General features: G+C 69.5%; 22 protein-coding genes. 11 read left to right on the top strand and 11 right to left on the bottom strand.

Going from position 1 to position 22,079, the window contains the following annotated elements:
* Positions 1 to 259: 259 nt before the first annotated feature.
* Complete coding sequence (locus ACTHL4_RS08535) at positions 260 to 334, top strand: 50S ribosomal protein bL37 (RefSeq protein ID WP_370670776.1); 75 nt, start codon at positions 260 to 262, stop codon at positions 332 to 334.
* A 94-nt stretch (positions 335 to 428) separates the two neighbouring features.
* On the opposite strand, the gene rsrA is transcribed toward ACTHL4_RS08535, so the two are convergent.
* The gene (rsrA, locus tag ACTHL4_RS08530) at positions 429 to 713 is read right to left on the bottom strand and encodes a mycothiol system anti-sigma-R factor (RefSeq protein WP_440282322.1); all 285 of its coding nucleotides are present in this window, start codon (positions 711 to 713) and stop codon (positions 429 to 431) included.
* The gene (locus tag ACTHL4_RS08525; protein WP_440282321.1) at positions 713 to 1,360 is read right to left on the bottom strand and encodes a sigma-70 family RNA polymerase sigma factor; all 648 of its coding nucleotides are present in this window, start codon (positions 1,358 to 1,360) and stop codon (positions 713 to 715) included. The genes rsrA and ACTHL4_RS08525 overlap by 1 nt, the downstream gene beginning before the upstream one ends.
* A 293-nt stretch (positions 1,361 to 1,653) precedes the next feature.
* Here ACTHL4_RS08525 and ACTHL4_RS08520 point away from each other — a divergent pair, with 293 nt between their 5' ends.
* Positions 1,654 to 1,854 carry a hypothetical protein gene (locus tag ACTHL4_RS08520; RefSeq protein WP_440282320.1) on the top strand — a complete coding sequence of 67 codons (201 nt, stop codon included), beginning with the start codon at positions 1,654 to 1,656 and terminating at the stop codon, positions 1,852 to 1,854.
* A 24-nt stretch (positions 1,855 to 1,878) separates the two neighbouring features.
* Here the strand turns inward: ACTHL4_RS08520 and fgd are convergent, their stop codons facing one another.
* The 3 genes from fgd to ACTHL4_RS08505 form a co-directional block, all read right to left on the bottom strand.
* Entirely contained in the window at positions 1,879 to 2,883 is a 1,005-nt protein-coding gene (gene fgd / locus ACTHL4_RS08515; RefSeq protein WP_440282319.1) for a glucose-6-phosphate dehydrogenase (coenzyme-F420), read from the bottom strand.
* A 68-nt stretch (positions 2,884 to 2,951) separates the two neighbouring features.
* Complete coding sequence (locus ACTHL4_RS08510) at positions 2,952 to 3,602, bottom strand: alpha/beta hydrolase family protein (RefSeq protein WP_440282318.1); 651 nt, start codon at positions 3,600 to 3,602, stop codon at positions 2,952 to 2,954.
* On the bottom strand, positions 3,602 to 4,429 hold the full coding sequence (locus ACTHL4_RS08505) for an SOS response-associated peptidase (RefSeq protein WP_440282317.1): 828 nt from the start codon (positions 4,427 to 4,429) through the stop codon (positions 3,602 to 3,604). Before ACTHL4_RS08505 ends, ACTHL4_RS08510 begins: the two co-directional genes overlap by 1 nt.
* A gap of 193 nt (positions 4,430 to 4,622) precedes the next feature.
* Here ACTHL4_RS08505 and aroA point away from each other — a divergent pair, with 193 nt between their 5' ends.
* The 7 genes from aroA to ACTHL4_RS08470 all read left to right on the top strand — a co-directional run bounded on the left by aroA (position 4,623) and on the right by ACTHL4_RS08470 (position 11,984).
* A complete protein-coding gene (gene aroA, locus ACTHL4_RS08500) occupies positions 4,623 to 5,930 on the top strand; it encodes a 3-phosphoshikimate 1-carboxyvinyltransferase (protein ID WP_440282316.1) in 1,308 nt (435 codons plus the stop codon).
* A 3-nt stretch (positions 5,931 to 5,933) separates the two neighbouring features.
* A complete protein-coding gene (gene rsgA, locus ACTHL4_RS08495; RefSeq protein WP_440282315.1) occupies positions 5,934 to 7,019 on the top strand; it encodes a ribosome small subunit-dependent GTPase A in 1,086 nt (361 codons plus the stop codon).
* 4 nt (positions 7,020 to 7,023) lie between these two features.
* The gene (locus ACTHL4_RS08490) at positions 7,024 to 8,763 is read left to right on the top strand and encodes an FUSC family protein (protein WP_440282314.1); all 1,740 of its coding nucleotides are present in this window, start codon (positions 7,024 to 7,026) and stop codon (positions 8,761 to 8,763) included.
* Between the two features lie 66 nt (positions 8,764 to 8,829).
* Positions 8,830 to 10,047 (top strand): anion permease, encoded by a 1,218-nt coding sequence (locus ACTHL4_RS08485; protein WP_440282313.1) that lies wholly within the window; start codon positions 8,830 to 8,832, stop codon positions 10,045 to 10,047.
* A 60-nt stretch (positions 10,048 to 10,107) separates the two neighbouring features.
* Complete coding sequence (locus ACTHL4_RS08480; RefSeq protein WP_440282312.1) at positions 10,108 to 10,389, top strand: hypothetical protein; 282 nt, start codon at positions 10,108 to 10,110, stop codon at positions 10,387 to 10,389.
* A gap of 5 nt (positions 10,390 to 10,394) precedes the next feature.
* Entirely contained in the window at positions 10,395 to 11,036 is a 642-nt protein-coding gene (locus ACTHL4_RS08475) for a DUF3349 domain-containing protein (RefSeq protein ID WP_440282311.1), read from the top strand.
* A 159-nt stretch (positions 11,037 to 11,195) separates the two neighbouring features.
* Positions 11,196 to 11,984, top strand: a complete 789-nt coding sequence (locus ACTHL4_RS08470; protein ID WP_440282310.1) for an inositol monophosphatase family protein — start codon at positions 11,196 to 11,198, stop codon at positions 11,982 to 11,984.
* A 42-nt stretch (positions 11,985 to 12,026) separates the two neighbouring features.
* Here the strand turns inward: ACTHL4_RS08470 and ACTHL4_RS08465 are convergent, their stop codons facing one another.
* On the bottom strand, positions 12,027 to 12,695 hold the full coding sequence (locus ACTHL4_RS08465) for a DUF5701 family protein (protein ID WP_440282309.1): 669 nt from the start codon (positions 12,693 to 12,695) through the stop codon (positions 12,027 to 12,029).
* 122 nt (positions 12,696 to 12,817) lie between these two features.
* Between ACTHL4_RS08465 and gabT the strand changes: the two genes are divergently transcribed.
* The gene (gabT, locus tag ACTHL4_RS08460) at positions 12,818 to 14,158 is read left to right on the top strand and encodes a 4-aminobutyrate--2-oxoglutarate transaminase (protein WP_440282308.1); all 1,341 of its coding nucleotides are present in this window, start codon (positions 12,818 to 12,820) and stop codon (positions 14,156 to 14,158) included.
* 112 nt (positions 14,159 to 14,270) lie between these two features.
* Here the strand turns inward: gabT and ACTHL4_RS08455 are convergent, their stop codons facing one another.
* From ACTHL4_RS08455 to ACTHL4_RS08445, 3 genes are all read right to left on the bottom strand, one after another.
* Entirely contained in the window at positions 14,271 to 15,551 is a 1,281-nt protein-coding gene (locus ACTHL4_RS08455; protein WP_440282307.1) for an MFS transporter, read from the bottom strand.
* The gene (locus tag ACTHL4_RS08450; protein WP_440282306.1) at positions 15,548 to 16,174 is read right to left on the bottom strand and encodes an ArsR/SmtB family transcription factor; all 627 of its coding nucleotides are present in this window, start codon (positions 16,172 to 16,174) and stop codon (positions 15,548 to 15,550) included. Before ACTHL4_RS08450 ends, ACTHL4_RS08455 begins: the two co-directional genes overlap by 4 nt.
* A gap of 263 nt (positions 16,175 to 16,437) precedes the next feature.
* Positions 16,438 to 17,922, bottom strand: a complete 1,485-nt coding sequence (locus tag ACTHL4_RS08445; RefSeq protein WP_440282305.1) for an MFS transporter — start codon at positions 17,920 to 17,922, stop codon at positions 16,438 to 16,440.
* A 181-nt stretch (positions 17,923 to 18,103) separates the two neighbouring features.
* On the opposite strand from ACTHL4_RS08445, the gene ACTHL4_RS08440 reads away from it, so the two are divergent.
* Positions 18,104 to 19,195, top strand: coding sequence for a threonine/serine ThrE exporter family protein (locus tag ACTHL4_RS08440; protein ID WP_440282304.1), 1,092 nt, complete (start codon positions 18,104 to 18,106; stop codon positions 19,193 to 19,195).
* Positions 19,196 to 19,382: 187 nt separating this feature from the next.
* Here the strand turns inward: ACTHL4_RS08440 and ACTHL4_RS08435 are convergent, their stop codons facing one another.
* Positions 19,383 to 20,759: a M16 family metallopeptidase gene (locus ACTHL4_RS08435; RefSeq protein ID WP_440282303.1), complete on the bottom strand. Its 1,377-nt coding sequence runs from the start codon at positions 20,757 to 20,759 to the stop codon at positions 19,383 to 19,385.
* Complete coding sequence (locus ACTHL4_RS08430) at positions 20,759 to 22,033, bottom strand: M16 family metallopeptidase (RefSeq protein WP_440282302.1); 1,275 nt, start codon at positions 22,031 to 22,033, stop codon at positions 20,759 to 20,761. The genes ACTHL4_RS08435 and ACTHL4_RS08430 overlap by 1 nt, the downstream gene beginning before the upstream one ends.
* Positions 22,034 to 22,079 lie beyond the last annotated feature (46 nt).

Genomic DNA, 22,079 nt, shown 5'->3' with positions numbered 1-22,079 from the left:
ACAGTGCAGCTTGATCCATGATCGAGATCCTTTCCGCTCCACCTCGTCCACGAAGCGGGAGGCAGATATCTGCACGACCTCAGGGGTGGGGCCGTGATCAACCGTTCACAATTTTCCCATGAGAGAGCCGGGGTGCCGCAACCCCGTACACCGTAGATGACCATTTCTTGACTAAATCTTTAACTTCAGTCACATGTGAGATGATGGCCCGGCCGCTAGTGCGGCGACATCAGCTTCCGCTCGATCAAGGAGTCTCATCATGAGCAAGCGCGCCCGCAAGCGTCGCAGCCGCAAGGGCAAGGCCGCCAACCACGGCAAGAAGCCGAACGCCTGAGCCAGTCGCCGCTCAGCGAGCGACATACGAAACGGCCCGGCCGCACGCAATGGCGTGCAGCCGGGCCGTTCGTCATACGGACCGGGGGACGTTGTCAGCTTTCCTGGATGCGCACCTGGGTGACCTGGGTGACCTGGGTCGGGGTGACCTGCACACTGGTGATCGTCTGCAGGATCTGCGTGCGCAGCGTGTCCGGCGCCTGCTCGCAGGCACACGATCGCTGCACGAGCGCCTTCAACAGGCGATCGAGCTCGTATTCGTCCAGACACGGCGGACACTCGTCCAGATGAGCCTGCAGCTGTGCGCGGCCGGCATCGTCGAGCTCGCCGTCCAGGAATTGATAGATCCGCGACAAGTAGTCGCCACATTCGGCGCCCATCAGGAAGACGCCCCTTCCTTGATAAATCCGCGCTCGACGGCGTAGTCGGTCAGCAGCTCACGCAGCTGACGCCGGCCACGGTGCAACCGCGACATGACCGTGCCGATCGGCGTATCCATGATCTCGGCGATCTCCTTGTAGGAGAAGCCCTCGACATCCGCCAGGTAGACAGCCAGCCGGAAGTCCTCCGGGACCTCTTGCAGCGCGCGCTTGACGTCACTGTCGGGCAGGTGGTCCAACGCCTCGGTCTCGGCCGACCGCAGGCCGCGCGAGGTGTGCGCCTCGGCGCGAGCCAGCTGGTAGTCCTCGATGTCGGCGGCGTCGGACTGCTGCGGCTGACGCTGCTTCTTGCGGTAGGTGTTGATGTAGCTGTTGGTGAGGATGCGGTAGAGCCAGGCCTTGAGGTTGGTGCCCGGCTTGTACTGATGGAACGCCGAGAACGCCTTGGCGAAGGTCTCCTGGACCAGGTCCTCGGCGTCGGCCGGATTGCGGGTCGTGCGCAGCGCAGCGCTGTAGAGCTGGTCCAGGTAGGGCATGGCGTCGCGCTCGAATCGCGCAAGCCGGTCGGCCTCGGATTCGCTCGCAACGTCGAGGTCCGGATCTTCCGCGGACTGCGGCTGCAGATCGCTGCCTTCATGAGTGGTCATCGACGTCAAGCCTAGACCTCCGCGGGACTGGGTCGCGGAGCCGACGAGCGTCGGCCCACCTGCGGAGCCACCGGACTCCGAGAGCATCAATGGTGCGTGCAACAAGCTGCACTCCTCACTGCGAAGGTCTGGCCTGGACACCGGTGTCAACAGTGGCGAGCGCCGGCTCATTCCCCGAGCCGCCGCATCCGGGCCGGTGGTCACCGAACGTCGCTCGGGGCCGCGGATCCCAGCGATGGTGCGGCATCCGAACCCGTTGACGCCCGCCGAACCGATGAGTAGGTTTCCGTTTCGTGACCCTCCTCCTCGGCGCAGTCGTAGCGATCTACGCCGTTTCGGTGTGGTTCGTCGTCGGCCTCATGACGCGCACGCTGTGGCAGGAGCGTTCCGTGCCCGTCGACCCACCTGTCGACGCACCGGCAGAGGTCCTCGCACTGGCACCGCCGTCACACATGGAGCAGCCCGGCGACGGCCCGGCAGCGAAGACCGCCTGACCGCCGCCAGACCGGCACTCTCGCTCAGAACTCCGCGCGCAACGCAGGCAGCACGTCCTCGCTGAACTGCCCCAGGAATCGCCGCTGATCCTCGCCCGGGGCGTGCACCACCAGATGAGTGAAGCCGAGCTCGACATACGGACGCACCCCCTCGATGACGGTCTCGGCGTCGGACGCGACGATCCACCGTGAGGCGATCTGCTCGATCGGCAACGCGTCGGCCGCCTTCTCCATCTCCACCGGGTCGTCGATGCTGTGCTTCTGCTCCGGCGTCAGCGCGAGCGGCGCCCAGAAGCGGGTGTTCTCCAGCGCCCGCTGCGGGTCGCGGTCGTAGGAGATCTTGACCTCGAGCAGCTGTTCGACCGCCCCGGGCTCGCGTTTGCCCAGTTGCTCGCCTTCCTGCATGGCCGGCACCAGCTTGTCGGCATACAGCTCCATGCCCTTGCCGGAGGTGACGATCATCCCGTCACCCATCCGGCCGGCGTACTTGGCGACGGTCGGTCCGCCGGCGGCGACATAGACCGGGATGGGCTGCTCCGGCCGGTCGTAGATGGTCGCGCCGACCGTGCGGTAGTAGTCACCGTCGAAGTCGACGCGTCCCTGCGTCCACAGCCGGCGCATCAGCCGCACCGACTCACGCAGCCGGGCGAAGCGTTCCTTGAAGTCCGGCCAGCCCTCCTGCCCGACGGCGATCTCGTTGAGCGCCTCCCCGGTGCCCACACCCAGGATGACCCGGCCCGGGTAGAGACAGCCGAGCGTCGCGAACGTCTGCGCGAGCACCGCCGGGTTGTAGCGGAAGGTCGGCGTCAGCACCGACGTCCCCAGCGTGATCCGATCGGTGCGCGCACCCGCCGCCGCCAACCAGGTCAACGCGTGCGGCGCGTGGCCGCCTTCGTGACGCCAGGGCTGGAAATGGTCCGAGGCGAACGCACTGTCCAGTCCGGCGCGTTCGGCCTCGACCGCCAGGTCCACCAGCTCACGGGGTGCGAATTGCTCTGCGGATGCTTTGTATCCGATGGTCAGGCTCATGCCCACACGCTACGCCGGACCGGGCACTTGGTCTCGATACGCTCCTTCGTCGCTACTCGACCAGCGTGCTACTCGACCAGCGTGCTCAGCCAGGCGCGAGCGGCGGCGAGGGCCTGCGCAGTGCCCCGGGTCAAGCTGTGGTCGCCGGGCACGCCGACGACGGTCGGTGCCCGGCCGAGCGCCGCACGCACCTCGTCGGGGCGCCCGAACGGATCACGTTCCCCTTGTATGACGGCCAGCGGCAGCCCAGCAGCCAGCACGGCCTGCGCCTCGAACGCGCGCGACCGGTCCGGGTTGTTCGGCGGGTGCAACGGGAACGACAACGCCAGCACCGCGTCGGCGCCGACCTGCGCCGCAGTCCGGCAGGCGACCCTGGCGCCGGCCGAGCGACCGCCGACGACGAGCGGCCGCGGCAGGGCCCATCGGCCGCGCGTCAGCGCGGTGATGATCGGAACCCACGCGGCGTCAAGGGTTTTCGGCGGGGTCGCGACCTTCTTACCGGCGACTCGCCACGGTTGTTCGACGCGCACGTACGTCCAGCCGTCCGCCACCAGTTCGCGCAGCGCGACCAGATCGGCGGCCTCGATGCCGCCACCCGCGCCGTGGCCCAGGACGAGCGAGCCGCGACCGGCCGGACCACGGCGATCGGTGCAGGGGCGTTCGACATGCACTCGCGCCGGGCCCGGCGGGGTGTCGATCAGCCGGGTGCGGACCGTCATCAGAGCACTTCGCCGGTCATCGGGTCGACGACGCCCTCCAGCTCGGCGCGCGGAACGGGTTCGAGCAACTCCGGCCCGTTGTTGCGGGTCGAGCCGACCGCCTTCCCGATCGGCCAGGCCTCGAAGCGGCCCAGCGTCCGCGGTTCGAGCAGGGCGCGCACGTCGTCCGGCTCGGTCAGCGTCGGGTCGAGCCAGCTGGCCCACTGATCGGGGTCGAGCACCACCGGCTGGCGGTCGTGGATGCGGTCCATGCCCGGCTCGGCCGCGGTCGTCACGATCGAGTAGCTGACCACCCAGGCATTCGGGTCGTCGTCCGCGACCGACTTGTCCCGCCAGAACTCGTAGACCCCTGCGAACGCGACGGGCTCGTTGTCGGCACGGTGGACGAAGAACGGCTGCTTGCGCGGCTTGCCCTTGCGATCCTTCGCCGTGGGGCTCGCCTGCCACTCGTACCAGCCGTCGGCTGGCACCAGACAGCGCCGCGACAGCGCGGCGTTCCGGTAGGCACCCTTGTCCAGCAGTGTCTCGGCACGCGCGTTGATCATCCGCAGCCCGATCTTCGGGTCCTTGGCCCAGCTGGGCACCAAGCCCCAGGTGAGCAGCCGCAGCTGCCGCAGCGGCGTCGCGGCGGAGTCGTCGCGCGGCGCGCGCGTCAGGACGACCCGAGCCTGTTTGGACGGCGCGACGTTCCAGTCCGGGGCACCTGGTGGTGGATCCTGCGGGGTCACCAGCAGCGACCGACTGCGCTCGTCGGTGCGGTCCTGCTCGATGTCGAAGTCCTGCAACAGATCGTCGGGGGCGAAGCTCGCGGCATACCGGCCACACATGGGTGCAAGCGTATGGCGTGTCTCGATCTCGATACACCTCCTCCGCTGCGCTCCCCCGGCACTTGATCAGCGACAGCGCGAACCGCGGCACTCGATCAGCGACAGCGCGAACCCCGGCACTCGATCAGCGACAACGCCATGACATCCACGACAGCGGTACGCGCGCCCCGACTCTCTCGGTAATCTTGGCGCGATGAGCGCAGAACCTCCGCATCCGACGTCCACCGCCATCCTCGCCGCGGGCGACTGGGCCGCACCGACGGCCGATCGGGCGATCGACGCCGTCGTGCCCGTGCCCGGCAGCAAGTCGCTGACCAACCGCTTCCTCGTGCTCGCCGCGCTGGCCCAGGACACGTCGCGGCTGACCGATCCGCTGCGCTCCCGCGACAGCACGCTGATGTGCGAAGCACTCCAGGCGCTCGGCACCCACATCGAGAGTCGCACCGACGACACCGAATGGATCATCGAGCCGGCACCGCTGCACGGGCCCGCCGACATCGACTGCGGTCTGGCCGGCACCGTGATGCGCTTCCTGCCGCCCGTCGCGGCACTCGCCGAAGGCACCGTGGCGTTCGACGGCGACGAAGCCGCCCGGCGCCGCCCGCTCGGTCCGGTCCTGGAGGCACTGCGCTCACTGGGTGTCGCCGGCGACGGCGACGGCCTGCCCTTCACCCTGACCGGCACCGGCCGGGTCGCCGGCGGCACGGTCCACATCGACGCGTCCGGCTCGTCGCAGTTCGTCAGTGCGCTGCTGCTGGCCGGTGCGCGCTACGACGACGGCATCACCGTCATCCACGAGGGCAAGCAGGTGCCGTCGCTGCCGCACATCGCGATGACCGTCGAGGTGCTGCGCGACGCCGGCGTGATGGTCGACGACGGCGACGCCAACCGGTGGCGGGTCGAGCCCTCGCAGATCCACGCCCTCGACGTCGAGGTCGAGCCCGACCTGTCCAACGCCTTCCCGTTCCTGGCCGCGGCGCTGTTGACCGACGGCCGGGTGACCGTCCCTGGCTGGCCGCACTTCACCACCCAGGCGGGAGACCACGCGCGCGACATCCTGCAGCAGTTCGGCGCCGACGTGGAGCTGACCCGTGAGGGCCTGACGGTGCGCGGGACCGGCCGCATCGAGGCGGTCGACCTCGACCTGCACGAGGCCAGCGAGCTGTCGCCGGTCGTCGCGGCGATCGCCGCCTTCGCCGACGGCCCCAGTCACCTGCGCGGCATCGGGCACATCCGCGGCCACGAGACAGACCGGCTGGCCGCGCTCGCCACCGAGTTGGGTCGCCTCGGATCGGACGTCGAGGAGACCGAGGACGGGCTCGTCATACGCCCGAAACCGATGCATGGCAATACCTTCCACACCTACGCCGACCACCGGATGGTGATGACGGCCGCGGTCCTCGGCCTGCGAGTCCCCGGTCTGGTCGTGCAGGACGCCGGCACGGTCGCCAAGACCATGCCGGACTTCACCGCTCGCTGGACCCGCATGATCGGGGACTGACCGGTGGCACACCGCGGACGCCGCGACTACGACGAATCCGACGTCCGCGTGCGCCCGAGCCGCCGCGGCAGCCGGCCGCGCACCAAGGAACGCCCCAAACACGAGAACGCCCGCATCGGCCAGGTCACCACCGTCGACCGCGGCCGCTGGACCTGTCTGGTCGACGGCCACGAGGTCGTGGCCATGCGCGCCCGCGAACTCGGCCGCACCAGCACCGTCGTCGGCGACCGCGTCGCCCTGGTCGGCGACACCTCCGGCGAACCGGGCACCCTCGCGCGCATCGTTCGGGTGGAGCCGCGCACCAGCGTGCTGCGCCGCACCGCCGACGACACCGACCCCTACGAACGCGTCATCGTCGCCAACGCCGACCAGCTCGCCATCGTCACCGCGCTGGCCGACCCCGAGCCGCGCCCCCGGATGGTCGACCGGTGCCTGGTCGCGGCATACGACGCCGGTATGACGCCACTGCTCGTGCTCACCAAGGCCGACCTGGCCGACCCGGCCCCGTTCCTGGCCAACTACGCCGGTCTCGACGTCCCGCACGTGGTGACCCACCGGACGGAGGACGGCATCGCCGGCCTCGAACAGGTCCAGCAGGCGCTGCGTGGGCGGATGACGGTGCTGGTCGGTCACTCCGGGGTCGGCAAGTCGACCCTGGTCAACGCCCTCGTGCCCGGCGTGGACCGGGCGATCGGCCATGTCAACGCGGTGACCGGCCGCGGCCGGCACACCTCGACCTCGGCGATCGCGCTGCCGCTGCCGGACGGCCACGGCGGCACCGACGGCTGGGTCATCGACACCCCCGGTGTGCGGTCCTTCGGGCTGGCGCACATCGACCCGGACCACATCATCGATGCATTCCCCGACCTGGCCGCCGGCACCGGCGGCTGCCCCCGCGGCTGCACCCACGACGAGGAGGAATGCGCACTGGACGCCTGGGTCGCCGACGGACGGGCAGGCGACAGCGGCCCCGCCCGGCTGGCGTCACTGCGCCGCCTGCTGCGCAGCCGGACCGGCGACGCGGACTCGCAGCAGGCCGAACCCCACGGGACCGACCCCCACGAAACCGACCCCCGCGAGACGGACTGAACCCATGCGGCCGGCTCCCGAGGCGCTCAACCGGCAACTGCTGGCCTTCGCCGAGGTCAAGCCGGCCCCCGGACGCTGGAAGTTCGCGCTGCACGTGCTGGCGATCGTGGTCGTCGCGGTGACGCTGATCAGCCTGCTGCTCGGGCCCAGCATGGGGCTGGTCGGCATCACCGGTGCCTTCCTCGGCTGGATCGCCCAGTCGCGCCCGATCCGCTCGCGGCTGGTGATCCTGGCCGGTCTCGACCTCACCTACATCGTCTGCGTGGCGGTCGGCGCGCTGGTCGGCGACGACCCGGTGCTGCTCACCCTGGTGCTCACCCTCATCTCCCTGGTCACGGTGCTCGGCTACAACTCGCTGGTCGCCGAACCGCCCGGCGCGATGTTCCTCATCATGGGGCCCGCCATCGCCTCGTACCTGCCGACCGTCGGCATCCCGGCCGGCAAAGTGGTGCTGGTCTGCGCGATCGGCTGCGTCAGCGCCTCGGCCGCCTCGGTGCTGCTGCAGCTGGTCACCCGTCCCCGGCACGCCGAACAGGACGCGTTGGACACCGCGGAGGAGGCCGTGGCGGCATACCTCGGCGCCGACCGGGCCACGATCCCCCGGCACCGGCTGGCCAGGTTGCGCGACCAGGCGTTCGCCTCCGTCTTCGGCGCCTCGATGATCCTGGAGGACGCGGTGGGTCGCCAACCCCGACTGCGCCAGTGGCGCCGGATGAACGCGTCCCTGCGCCACCTGCACCTGGCGATTATCCAGCAGGTCGTCACGGTGCACCTCCCGGGCCGGGAGGTGGTGGTCAGCGGTGTCGAGCACCGCCGCTACCTCGGCCGGCCCGACTGGTCCTATCTGCTGCGCTGGGGGTTGTCGCCGTCGTCGCTGCCCTGGCTGGCCGCCCGGCGGATGGCCACAGCGGTGCTGCTGACCTGCGTGGTGTCCTACGGGTTCCACATCGGCCACCCCTACTGGGCCGCGATGACCACCGCCCTGGTCATGTCGGTGACCGCCGACCGCCTCGCCCTCACCCGCCGCGCGCTGCACCGCATCACCGGCACGGTGATCGGCATCGCCGCGTTCTTCGCCATCCACGCCGCGCACCCCAGCGGTCTGGTGCTGCTGGTCATCGCGCTGTTCCTCGTCTTCTGCGTGCAGATGCTGGCGGTGCGCAACTACGCGCTGGGCGTCATCTTCGTCACCCCGATGGCACTGCTCATCAGCACCGCGGGCAACCCCTACCGGCCGGTCGGCGAGATCGCCGGCGAACGCGTGCTGGAGACCGTCGTCGGCGGCACCGCGTCGGTGCTGGTGATCTGGCTGATGGGCCGGCGCGCGCCGATCGCCCTGGTACGCCGGCAGTTCCGGCGTTCGCTGCGCTCCCTGGAACGACTGCTGCTGCTGATCGCCGACGGCCAGCAGAGCAGCGACCGCGGGTATGCCGCCCGTCGCGACCTCGGCTTCGAGCAACTGCAATGCGGCAACATCCTGCAACTGGCCCAGACGGATCTGCCCCGGACGCTGGCCGACTGGGATCTGCTGGAGACCTCGCTGAACGAGGCGTCATACATCGTGCTCGCGGCCTGCTGGACGACCGACCCGCCACGCGCCATCGACGCCGAACGGATGGCCGGGGTGCTGACCCGGATGATCGCGACGCTGCCCCCGGTCGGCACGAGGATGGTCGACGCCCGAATCATCGCCAGTGGTCTGCAACGCATGATGGACATCGGCAAACAGCTGAACAGTTCGTGAACAAATCGGGTCCGGCGCCGTCCCGATTTGCGCCGCACCCAGCTCGCGGCGTCATACTCGTGACCCGTGAGTGCCGAACTCTTCATTCTGATCCTGCTGGTGATCACCGCCGTGGGATTCGACTTCACCAACGGCTTCCACGACACCGGAAACGCGATGGCCACCTCGATCGCCACGGGTGCGTTGAAGCCCAAGACCGCTGTCGCACTCTCGGCGGTCCTCAACCTGGTCGGCGGCTTCCTGTCGGTGGAGGTCGCGGTCACCGTGACCACGTCGGTGCTGAAGATCCAGGACGGTGCCGGCGGCCTCGTCACCGGCATCGACGCCCAGGAGGCGATGTTCATCATCTTCGCCGGCCTGATCGGCGGCATCCTGTGGAACCTGCTCACCTGGCTGCTCGGCCTGCCCAGCAGCTCCTCGCACGCGCTCTTCGGCGGCCTGATCGGCGCCGGTCTGGCCGCGATCGGCACCAGCGGCATCAACTGGGACGGGCTCGTCGTGAAGGTGATCATCCCGGCGCTGCTGTCACCGGTCATCGCCGGAGCGGTCGCCGCCGTCGGCACGGTCGGGGTCTATGCGCTCAGCCGCACCGTACGCAAGAGCAAGCAGGAGAGCGGTTTCCGCTGGGGACAGGTGGCCACCGCCTCGCTGGTGTCACTGGCGCACGGCACCGGTGACGCGCAGAAGACCATGGGCGTCATCGCCCTCGCGCTCATCGCGCACGGCAGCCTGTCGGACCGGCAGATCGAGGCACACGGGCTGCCGGTGTGGATCATCGTGCTGTGTGCCGGCGCCATCGCGCTGGGCACCTACATCGGCGGCTGGCGCATCATCCGCACACTCGGCAAGGGCCTGGTCGAGATCGAGGCGCCGCAGGGTATGGCGGCGCAGGCGTCGGCCGCGGCGATCATCCTGACCTCCAGCAACCTCGGTATGGCGCTGTCGACCACCCACGTCGCGACCGGCTCGATCATCGGCACCGGCGTCGGCAAACCCGGCGCGACCGTGCGCTGGGGCGTGGCCGGCCGGATGGCCGCGGGCTGGCTGATCACCCTGCCGTGCGCGGCCATCGGCGGAGCGGTGAGCTTCTACATCGGCCACCTCATCGGTGGAGCGGCCGGCGCGATCGTGATCTTCCTGATCCTGGTCGCCCTGGCGGCATACATCTACTACCGCGCGCAACAGCAGAAGGTCGGCGCCGAAAACGTCAACGCCGAGTGGGACGACGGCGCGAAGGGTACAGGTGCGAAACCCGGCAAGAAGACGAAGGTTCCCACCGCCTGACCGGCGGCAGGACCGGCAGGACACAAGGGGATACAGGGCGAACAGGGCAATGGTTTCGAGATGAACATCGATTGGACGAGCATCGTGGACGGCACCGCGAAGGTGCTGGTCGTGGGCCTGCTGTTCGGCGCCGGCCTGCCCCTGCTGTTCACGATCGGCATACGACTCTGGGACATCGGCAGCGAGCACGAGCAGGAGGACGGCACCGTCACGGCCGGCAAGGCCGCCGCACTCTGGGCGGCATACGCCATCTTCGCGATCGTGGCCGCCGCCGTCGTGGTGGGCGTCCTCTACATCACCCACAAGAGCATCGACCACTACCTCGGGATCGAGCTGTTCTGATGACCATGGCTACCAATTTGCTGACCTCCGTCGTGGACTGGCTGCGCAAGGGCTACCCCGAGGGCATCCCGCCCAAGGACTTCCCGCCGCTGCTGGCGTTGCTGCAGCGCACCCTGAAGCCGGCCGACGTGCAGGCTGTCTGCGCACAGCTGATCGCGGACAACCCGGACGGGGAGATCTCCGCCGCGACCGTCGCCGAGGCGGTCGAGCGGCTCAAGTCCGCACCCCCCAGCGAGGACGAGGTGCAGGCCGTCGCGACTCGGCTGGAGTCCGTCGGCTGGCCCGCCACGCTGCCGGATTCGGTGGGGACCGACGACGATGACGAGGAGGAGGACGACAGCCCCGAGCGGGTCAACTTCTTCCAGCGCATCCTGGACTGGTTGCGCGCCGGCTACCCCGACGGCGTGCCGCCGACCGACCTGCCCCCGCTCTTCGCGCTGCTGCAGCGCCGGCTGACCAAGAAGGAGATCAAGAAGGTCGCCAAGGAGCTGATCGCCTCCAACAAGGTGCCCGGCGAGCCCAAGACGCCGATCTCCGAGGAGGAGGCGCAGGAACTGATGCAGCAGGTCGCGGGTGTCGTGCCGATCGAGGCCGACCTGGACCGGGTGCGCAAGCGGCTGGCCAAGAAGGGCTGGCCGCTGGTCTGACGCGGGTGGGCGTCTCCGCGGCGAACAACCCGCAACTGTCGTCACTTACTCGCCCGCACCCGCCCCCACCGGCGAACAATCCGCAACTGTCGTCACTTGCTCGTTGCCGCCGTCGCCCTTTGCCGGATCACCGGGCCCCCGACCGATAGGTTCGGGTGCATGCCGACGTATGACGACGACCTGCGCCTCGCCCACGTGCTCGCGGACGCGGTCGAGCCGACGAGCACCGGGCGCTTCCGCGCCGAGGACCTGCACGTCACGGCCAAGCCCGATCTGACACCGGTCACCGACGCGGACGTGGCGGTCGAGGAGATCCTGCGCGGCCAACTCAAGCGCGCCCGCCCCCGTGACGCGGTGCAGGGCGAGGAGCAGGCCACCGAGGGCAGCGGCCCGCGCCGCTGGATCGTGGACCCCATCGACGGCACCAAGAACTTCGTCCGCGGCGTGCCGGTGTGGGCGACGCTCATCGCGCTCGTCGACGACGGCGTCCCGGTCGTTGGGCTCGTCGCAGCGCCCGCGCTGGGCCGGCGTTGGTGGGCCGGCCTCGGCACCGGCGCATGGACGGGACGTTCCCTGTCGGGCGCGAAACGCATTGCCGTCTCAGGCGTTTCGAAGATATCCGACGCATCGGCCTCGGTCGCAGGGTGGCGCACCTGGGCGGACATCGACCGCCGGGACGCGCTCGTCGAGCTGATGGACGACGTATGGCGCGTGCGCAGTTACGGCGACTTCTGGGCACACATGCTGGTGGCCGAGGGCGCGATCGACTTCGCACCGGAGCCGGAGCTGGCCGTGCACGACATGGCCGCCCTCGCACCGATCGTCACCGAGGCCGGCGGACGCTTCACCGGACTGGACGGCAGGGACGGCCCGTGGAGCGGGAACGCGTTGTCCAGCAACGGTTTGCTGCACGACGAGGTGCTACGCCGTCTCGGCGACGCGAGCTGACGAGCGCACCACGGCCGGCAGCGCACCCCACCGTGCCGCCGGTCAGCGGCGACCGGCCGCCGAGGCGAAACCGAGCCAGGTGTGCCGGTTGCCCGCCCAGCACCAGCCAACCTTGGCCGCGCTGCGTCGTGCCGTGCCGTCCCGCCCGGTGCCGCCGCTGATCCAGAGCGCGGGCGTGCGCGCGTCCAGTTTCCCGGTCTTCGGCTTGCGCTTGCGGGAGCCGATGCACATGAAGCAGTGATTGGGCTCCAACTGGTGCGGTTCCTGCAGCAGCCAGCTGATGCCCTCGCTGATCGTCAGCGGTGTCCGGCCCGAGCCCGTCAACTCGGGCAACGCCTCGTCCGGGCTCCAGTTGCGCAGTTCGTCGCCGCGCTGTGGATCGTCCACCAGATAGAGCCGCCCGTCCGGCACTGCCAGCTGCGGAATGTTGGCGAACTCGGCCAGGTCCGTCATGTCCTCCACCACGAATCCGGGCTTGCCGTCCCGAATCAGCAGCGGTGCCAACGCTGCCGCCGGCACCAGTGACGGGTGCACCACGACGAGTGCCGTGCCGCCGGGGTCCGCAGGTGCTGCGGCGCGGAAGGCGTCCGCGGACAGTCCGGCGAGCTCGTGCACGCCCAGTTCGAGATACCGCTCCAGCTGATCCTGCACGTCTCGCACGTCATACCTCTCGTCGTCGGCGCCCGCAGTGCACCGGTCCCCCCGGTGCATGGACGCAACGTTCCCGACCCCGGCGCGGGTTCCGGGAAGGCCCTGCGGCATACTCTTTCGATTTCGAATATCGACGCGTGGCACACTGAACGCGAACGTCGCATGTCTGCAGAGGAGCCCCCATGACCATCACCGCACCGGACGTCGCCCAGCGCCGCGAGCTGAAGACGCCGATCCCTGGACCGCGTTCGCAGGAGCTGGCCACGCGTCGCAGCTCCGTGGTCGCCGCCGGCGTCTCGTCGACGATGCCCGTGTATGCCGCCCGCGCCGCCGGCGGTGTCATCGAGGACGTCGACGGCAACACGCTCATCGACCTGGGCTCGGGCATCGCGGTCACCACGGTCGGCAGCTCGGACCCGCGAGTGGTCGCGAACGTGCAGCGGCAGGTCGCCGAGATCACCCACACCTGCTTCATGATCAGCCCCTACGAGGGTTATGTCGCGGTCGCCGAGAAGCTGGCCGAGCTGACGCCTGGCGACCACGCCAAGAAGTCGGCGTTGTTCAACTCCGGCGCCGAGGCCGTCGAGAACGCCGTCAAGATCGCTCGCTACGCCACCGGCCGACAGGCCGTCGTCGCGGTCGACCACGCCTACCACGGCCGCACCAACCTGACGATGGCGCTCACCGCGAAGTCGATGCCCTACAAGAAGGGCTTCGGCCCCTTCGCGTCCGACGTCTACCGCGTGCCGACGTCATACCCCTTCCGCGACCCGGAGGGTATGACGGGCGAGGAGGCTGCACAGCGCGCGATCACCATGGCGGAGAAGTCCGTCGGCGCCGACCAGATCGCGGCGTTCATCATGGAGCCGATCCAGGGCGAAGGCGGTTTCATCGTGCCGGCGCCGGGCTTCCTGGCCACGATGGCGAAGTGGTGCACCGACAACGGCATCGTCTTCATCGCCGACGAGGTGCAGAGCGGATTCGCCCGCACCGGTGAGTGGTTCGCGGTCGACCACGAGGGTGTCGTGCCGGATCTGGTCACCACCGCCAAGGGCATCGCCGGCGGTTTGCCGCTGGCCGCGGTGACCGGTCGCGCGGAGTTGATGGACGCGGTCCACCCCGGTGGCCTGGGTGGCACGTACGGCGGCAACCCGGTCGCTTGCGCGGCCGCGCTCGGCGCCATCGAGACGATGGAGCAGGACGGTCTGCTGGACCGGGCCAAGCACATCGAGGAGATCGCCACCGCGAAGCTGCACGAGATCGCCGGCACCACCGCCGTCATCGGCGAGATCCGGGGCCGCGGCGGCATGCTCGCGGTCGAGATCGTCAAGCCCGGCACCAAGGAGCCGGACGCGGCCCTCACCGCGGCCGTCGCCAAGCGGTGCCACGAGCAGGGGGTGGTCATCCTGACCTGCGGCACCTTCGGCAACGTCATCCGGCTGCTGCCGCCGCTGGTGATCAGCGACGAACTGCTGCTCGAGGGTCTCGGCGTCCTGGGCGACGCCTTCGCGGAGCTCGCCTGACGACCAGCGCCATCAACCGAGCGGACACACAACTACCGAGCGGACACGAAATACCGGCGATCATGCCCGGTATTTCGTGTCCGCTGAGTGTGTTTTGTGTCCGCTCGGTGCATCAGACGGCGAGATCGTGGACCGTGCGGCCGTCCGACAGCGACGCCGTCGCCGGCCGCTTGTCGAACTCGCGGAAGCTCTTGCGCACCAACGGCATCAACGCCACCCAGAAGTACGCCACCCCGACGGTCATCGTCGCCGCCCGCAGGCCGACGAGCGCCGCGAGTCCACCGCCCAGCAGGCCGCCGAACGGGATCAGTGACCAGCACAGCGATGTGTTGAGCGCACTCACCCGGCCCACCAGGTGTCTCGGGATCCGTTCGAAGATCACCGCGCCCAGGATCGGGTTGCAGAATCCGGAGACGAAGCCGACGACGGCCAGCACCGCGGCCATCGCCCACATCGGGGTGTCGAACGCGAAGATCGAGAAGCGCGGTATGCCGGCGACCACGAAGCACAGCGTGTAGATCGGCAGTCGCGGCAGGCGCTCCCCCACCGCCGCTGCGGTCAGCGCACCGAGGATCGACGGCCCGGCCATCACCGCGAGGACCAGTCCGACCGCGCCGGCGCCCTGACCGGTGTCGTGCGCCCAGACCGGCAGCAGCACCGCCGTCCACGCCTGGTCGAGCAGGTTGGTGACCGACACCATCGTGGTGATGCCGACCAGCACCGCATCCCCGCGCAGGAAGTGCCATCCCTCGACCAATTGCTGCCGGTATGACGCCTCTGCCCCAGCCTGTCCCGAAACCTCCTGAGGCCGTTGCGATGTGGCGCTGGGCACTCCGCGCGAGATGAAGGCCGCAGCGACCGCGAACGTCACGGCGTTGACCAGCAACGCCTGCGGTGCGCCGATCATCGCGACGACGGCACCGGCCGCGGCGGCGCCCACTGTGCCGCCCAACCGCTCGATCGCGCCCATCACGCCGGTGACCTGCTCCAACGGCACGGCACCCTGCTCGGCGACCACCGGCACCAATGCCGACTTCGCGCCGTCCGAGGGGCCACGCACCGCACCCATCAGCGCCGAGATCGGCACCAGCCAGACAAGCTGCAGCATCCCGGCCCACTGCAGCAGCGGAATCGCCCCGACGATCAGCACGCTGCACGAATCAGACGTCACCGCAACGGCTTTCGCGCCGATGCGGTCCACGATGGGGCCGCCCAGGGCCTTGGCCACGACATACGGCAGCATCTCGGCGAAGCCGACCACTCCGGTCCAGACCGCGGAGCCGGTCATCGTCAGCACCAGCCACGGCACCGCGATCTGGGACAGCCGGGTGCCCGAGATCGAGAACGCCTCGGCCACCGCGAGCGCAGCGAACGGCTTGCGGCTGCCGGTCATCGCGACCCACCGTCGTCGTCGTGGTGCGCAAGCGCACCCGGGCGCGGGAAGGAGTGGAACTGGAAGACGAACGGGACCGCGTCGGCGGGGGCGTCCTGTCGGTCCGACGACTGCTCGAGCATCTCGGTCATGATCGCCTGGACCGCCTCCTTGACCCGGCGGACCTGATCCGGGGTCAGGTAGAGGTTCCAGTCGCTGGCGCCCGCCAGGTCGGCCCACTCCTTGGGCAGCTCGGGCGTCTCTGCCGCGGCCTGCACGATCTGCTGGGCGGCCTGTTGCGCCACGACGCCGTGGTAGGCGCCCAGCAGCACGTCGTGCTCCTCGGCGTCGGCGACGTCCGAGGGTGCTGTCTCGGTCGACTCGTGCGCAGCCTTCCACCAGCGATCGCGCTTGGTCCCGCGCGCGGTGTCCTCGACCACCAGTCCCGCCTCGGCGAGTTGGCGCAGGTGGTAGCTGGTGGCGCCGGAGTTCAGCCCCAGCTGCGCCGCCAGTGACGAGGCCGTCGCCGGGCCGTCCAGTCGGAGCCGGGTCAGCATGGTCAGCCGGACCGGATGCGCCATCGCCTTGAGCTGGTCCAGATCCGGGCGCACGCGGTTGATCTCACGTCGTCCGCCTGTCGCCATACGGCGAAGGTACACCGCAAAGAAGTATTTGCAAAGATATCTTTGCGATCTTGCCGCTGCCCTTCCCACCCCGGCACCGAACGGACACAAACCGCATCGAGCGGACACGAAATACGGGCCGCAGGCGCCCGTATTTCGTGTCCGCTCGGCGGTTTTGTGTCCGCTCGGTTGGGGATGCTGCTGGTTGCTCGGTCGGTCGGTCGGTCGAGTGGTTCGTCAGGCGGTTGGTCGGTCGGTCGGTCGGGCGCCGGCCGCCGGGCGCGCTACTCGGGGCGGACCGACGTGCCGGGCGCTGCGTGGCCGCGTGCGTCGGCGAGCTTCTTGCGCAGCGAGCGCACCACGTCGCGTGCCTCCTCCCGGGTGGCCGCGGCGGGCGGCGAGCCCCACATCTTGCGGCCATTGGGCTCGGCCAGGAACAGCACCGAGACCACGCCGATCGCGCCGGCGATGATCAGGTAGTAGGCCGGCCAGTTCAGGTCCCCCGTGAGCGTGACCAGCGCCCCGACGACCACCGAGGTCGTGCCGGCGAACAGCGAGATGGACACGTTGAACGCGATCGACAACCCGCCACCGCGCACCTTCGTCGGGAAGAGCGTCGGCAGCGTCGAGGGCATGGTGGAGGAGAAGCAGATCAACAGCATCGCCATGATCAGCAGACCCGCGAAGACGCCCACGGTCGTCTGCGAGCGCACCAACGCGATCATCGGCAGCGCGAGCACGATGAGCCCGATCGCGCCGACCCAGCAGATCGGCTTGCGGCCCACCCGGTCCGAGAGCATGCCCAGCAGCGGGATCGTGAACAGTGCCAGCACCATGACCGCGATCTGGATGATCTGCGAGGTGGTGTCGGAGACCTGGCCCTCGCCGGACGGCAGGGTGTCGGTCACGTAGGTCGGCATGTATGACGTCAGCATGTAGTTGGTGACGTTCCAGACGAGCACCAGCCCCATGCAGACCAGCATGTAGGGCCACAGACGCAGGATGCGGCGCAGCTCGCCGCCGGACTGCTCCTTCTTGTTCTCCTTCTCCCGCTCTTCGGACTGCTTCTCCAGCTCCAGGTATGCCGGGGTGTCGGCCAGTTTGGTGCGCAGGTAGACACCGACCAGGCCCAACGGGAGACCGACGAAGAAGGGGATGCGCCAGCCCCAGGACAACAACTGGTCGTGCGACAGCACGCCGTCCATGACGGTCACCATGATCGCGCCGAAGAGGTAGCCGGTGAAGGTGCCGAACTCCAGCCAGCTGCCCCAGAAGCCGCGCTTGCGGTCGGGGGCGTATTCGGCGATGAAGGTCATCGCATTGCCGTATTCACCGCCGGTGGAGAAGCCCTGCACCAGCCGGGCCAGCAGCAACAGCAACGGCGCCAGGATGCCGATCGAGCTGCGGCTGGGGATGCAGCCGATGGCGAAGGTACCCAGCGCCATCAGCACCATCGTCATCGCCAGCACCTTGTTGCGGCCGATCCGGTCCGCCAGCGGCCCGAAGAACATGCCACCGAAGGGGCGGACGAGGAATGCCACCGCGAAGAGCCCGAAGGTCGCGATGGTGCCCGCCGCGTCGCTCAGGCCGTCGAAGAAGACCTCCTTGATGGTCGGCTCGAAGTAGGCGTAGACGCCGAAGTCGTACCACTCCGTGACGTTGCCGATCGCGGCCGCGCCGATCGCTCTGCGGATGATCCCGGGCTCGGTGACGACGACGTCACTGACCGCCCAATCCTGCGGCTGCTCAGTCGGTTCCAACGTCTGCACGGATGGACTCAGCTCCTTGTCGAATACGGGTGGACAACCCTTCGACGTTTTCAAGAGTCACCGGCCGAGTCAACTTCGGACGGCTCCTGCCACCGTACGATGACGCGAAAGGACCCGACAGATCCCAGCTATCCCAGGGTGACCCGACGGCCTCTCGTGCCATCGGTCACACTTACTGGCGATGACCTCTGACGACACCTATCCCACCCTCGATCTGGCCCTGCGTGTGGGTGAGCTGTTGCTCTCGTCCGGTGCCGGCGCGGCCGATGTGAGCGTGCAGATGCAGAACGTCTGCATCGCTTGCGGGCTGCGCGGAGTGAGTGCCAGCGTCACCTTCACCGAGCTGCAGCTGACCCACCAGCAGTCCCCCGACGACCCCGGCCTGATCCAGGTGCGCAACGTCACCCAACGCGAGATCGACTACGAGGACCTGACCCGCGTCGACTGGCTGGTGCGCGACCTGGTGTCCGGCCGGATCGACCGCGAGGAGGCTCGTGCGGCGCTGGCCCAGATCGTCTCCTCCGGTCACGAGCGCTCCCGTCGTGTGGTGACGCTCGGCTGGGGCGTGATGGGTTTGGGGGTCGGCCTGCTGCTCGGCGCACGCCCCATCGTCATCGCCGCGGCCTTCTTCGGCTCCATGGGCATCGACGTCATCCAGCGCTACCTGAGCCGGCAGCGGCTCCCGACCTTCTACCAGCAGGTCGCCGGCGGCCTCTTCGCCACCCTGCTGGCCGTGTTCGTCATCGCCACCGGCCTGAGCGAGCATCCCAGCCGGATCGTCAGCGCCGGCATCATCCGACTGCTGGCCGGGGTGAGTTACATGGGTGCGGTGCAGGATGCCCTCACCGGTTTCCCGTTGACCGCGGCAGCACGATCGCTCGAGGCCACGCTGGCGACCGCGGGAGTCATCGCCGGCGTCAGCGGCGGTCTGACGATCGCGACCGCAGTCGGGGTGAAGCTGGTGAACCTGACGCCCGGGGCGAGCGCCTACCCCTCGTTGCCGCAGATGGCGATCGGCGGCGCGATCACCTCCGCTGCGTTCGCGTTCTCGTCCTACGCGCCCGCCCGGGCACTGTTGCCCACCGGCGTCCTCGGCCTGGTGTCGGCGTCGGCGTTCATCCTCGCCTACCGTGCGGGCCTCGGCGTCTCGTGGCCCTCGGCGATCGCCGCGGTCCTGGTCGGTCTGGTCAGTTACACCATCGCCGCGCGCATCAAGGTGCCGACGCTGGTGCTCGTGGTGGCCGGGGTCGTTCCCCTGCTGCCCGGTCTGTAGATCTACCGCGGCCTGGCGCACCTGTCCGCCGACGAACCCGGCGGCCTGGTCGAGCTGATCAACGCCTCGGTCATCCTGCTCGCCCTGGCCGCCGGCGTGATCTTCGGGGAATACGTCGCGCAGCCGCTGCGCCGGGAGGGCCGCCGCCTCGAGCAGCGACTCTCCGGTCCGCGCCTGGTGGGGCCGCTCACCGTCCGGTCGGCGCGTCGGCGGAAGCGGGCTGCACAACGGTGACCTCACCGATGCCGAGCTCGCGGATCCCGTCGGCGTGCGCGTCGGCGTCGCCGACCAGCACGATCGTGCGGGGTTCGTCGACCCACTTCGCCCACGCCGCATCCAGGTCGGCCGGGGTGAGCGTCGCCAGCTGCTCCAGGTATGCCGAGACGAATTCGGTTCCCAGGCCATTGGATCGGAGCACCGCGGCCTCGTCGGCGACGGCGTCCGCGGTGGCGTAGCGCGCCGGCGCCGTCTTGCCGATGAAGTCGGTCGCCGCGCGTGTCTCCTCGTCGGTGAAACCGCTACGGGCCTCGTCGAGGATCTCCAGCGTCAGGCGCATCGCCTCCACCGTCACGTCGCTGCGGACCGAGCCGGAGACCAGGAACACCCCGCCCTCGACGCGGGGACGAAACGCCGCCCGGAACCCGTAGGTGTAACCCTTCTCCTCGCGCAGCACCGCGTCCAGCCGGGCGTTCGGCGATCCGCCGAGCACGAAACTGAGTGCCGGATATGGCGCCCAGCCACCTGCCACCTGCCGGTCGGGTCCGTAGCACCCGAGGTAGATCTCGGTCTGCACCGCACCCGGCCGGTGCACGAACCGCACCCGAGTCTGCCCCTGCGCAACCAGGGCAGCAGGCGAATCGTCTTGCGGCGCGGCGCCTTCCACCTGCCAGCTGCCCAGCGTCGCTTGCAGGTCGCGCAGTGTCTGGCCCTCGTCCAGCTCACCGGCGACCACGACCGTCGCCCCCTCGGGCCGGACCCACCGTGCGTGGAATGTGGCGCAGTCCTCGGGGGTGATCGCCGCCACGGTGTCGGCGGTGCCGCCGGCGGGCCGCGCGGCGCGCGACCGCTGATCGTAGAAGTTGGCCGCCCACTCCTTGGCGGCACGCATGTCCGGGGAGGCAGCTTCGTGCTCGATCTCGGCCAGTCGCTGCCGCGCATGCCGGGCGACCTCTTCCTGCGGGAACGCCGGCTCGCGCAAGCACTCGGTGACCAACTCCCAGCCACGCGCCGATTGCGCTGCGGCGGCATCGGTTTCGACGGTGAGACCGCGTGCGCCATACCCCGCGCCATAGGCGATGCCACCCAGCTCGAACAGCTCGGCCATCTGGTCGGCGGTGTGACTACGCGTGCCCTCGTCCATCGTGCGCGCGACCAGGGTGGCGACGCCTTCGAGCCCGCGGGGTTCGACCGCGATCGGTGACGGGACGATCAGCCGGGTCGAGGTGATGTGCTGGCCGGGCCGGTCGTAGAGCAGCACCTCGATGCCGTTGTCGAGCAGGTGCCGGCTGGCGGCCGGGAACTGCCAGGGCCGGGCGACGGGCACGGCGGGTCGCGGTTGCACCATCAGTGCTGCTCCTTGCGGTAGATCACGGCGGCGGCCGCCTCGGGCCGGATCCAGGTGGCGGCGCTCTCGGCGATCTCCGATGCGGTCACCGCCCTGATGCGGTCCAGATAGGTGTTGAGATGGTCGGGGTCGTCATACAGCAGGGTGTTGCCGCTGATGACGTCGGCGCGCTCATCGGGCTGTGCCAGGCTCTGCAGCCACCAGCGCTCGACGTCCGCGAGCGCCGCGGCCAGCTCGGTATCGGTGGGCGGTTCCGTGGCCAGGCGGCGCAACTCGGCGCCGATGGCACCCTCCACCTCCTCGACCGGCACCCCGTCGGCGATGTCGACGATGAGCGCTCCCATCGACGTCCCGTCGACCCGGGCCCCGGCGTTGCGGGACACGTGCGTGACGACCTGATCCCGGCGCACCAGTCGCCGGTAGAGCCTCGAGGTGGCCAGTCCGGCCAGCAGGTCGAAGGCCAGCTCGGCGCGGAGGAAGTCGTCGGTGCCGCCCGCGGGCAGCCGGAAGCCGAGATAGAGCCGGTCGGAGGGCACGTCGCCGGTGCGTTCGAAACGGCCCGGCTCAGCCATCGGCGGCAGCGGCGCGGCGAGCGGACGCGGTGGCGGCACCTGCGGGTTGGTCAGTTCACCGAAATACTTTGTCACCAGGTCGAATCCGTCGTCCGGCTCGATGTCGCCGACGAGTGTGAGCACGGTGTTGTTCGGCCGGTAGTGACGGCTGTAGAAGTCGCGCACGTCGGTCAGCGATGCCGCATCCAGGTCATCCATCGAGCCGATGGTCGTGTGGTGGTAGGGGTGTCCCTCGGGGAAGACGAGCGCGGTCAGCTCGGCATACGCGGTGCCGTAGGGCACGTTGTCGTAGCGCTGGCGCTTCTCCTCCTTGACCACGTCGCGCTGGTTGTCCAGGTTGTCCTGGGTCAGTGCCGGCAGCAGCCGCCCGTGCCGATCGGCCTCCAGCCACAGCGCGAGCTCCAGGGCACCGGTGGGCACCACCTCGAAGTAGTTGGTGCGGTCCACCCAGGTGGTCGCGTTCAGTTGGGCGCCCTGCGCCAGCAGCGCGGCGAAGTGCTCACCCTCGGCGACGTTCTCCGACCCCTGGAACATCAGGTGCTCGAACAGGTGCGCCAAGCCGGTGCGGCCGGGTTGCTCGTGCCGGGAGCCGACGCCGACCCACAGATTGACCGCCACGGTCGGCACCGAATGATCCGGCGAGACCACCACTCGCAGACCGTTGTCGAGGCGGTGGGTGGCGATCGGGTAATGAGGCCGCATGTCGGCACACACTACGGACCTGCTCCCGTAGCGCTCGTCCGGGGAG

Origin of the sequence: Flexivirga sp. (assembly GCF_051955415.1) — a bacterium.
In the GTDB taxonomy this organism is placed as follows: domain Bacteria; phylum Actinomycetota; class Actinomycetes; order Actinomycetales; family Dermatophilaceae; genus Flexivirga.
This window is presented reverse-complemented; position numbering and strand designations above follow the sequence as displayed.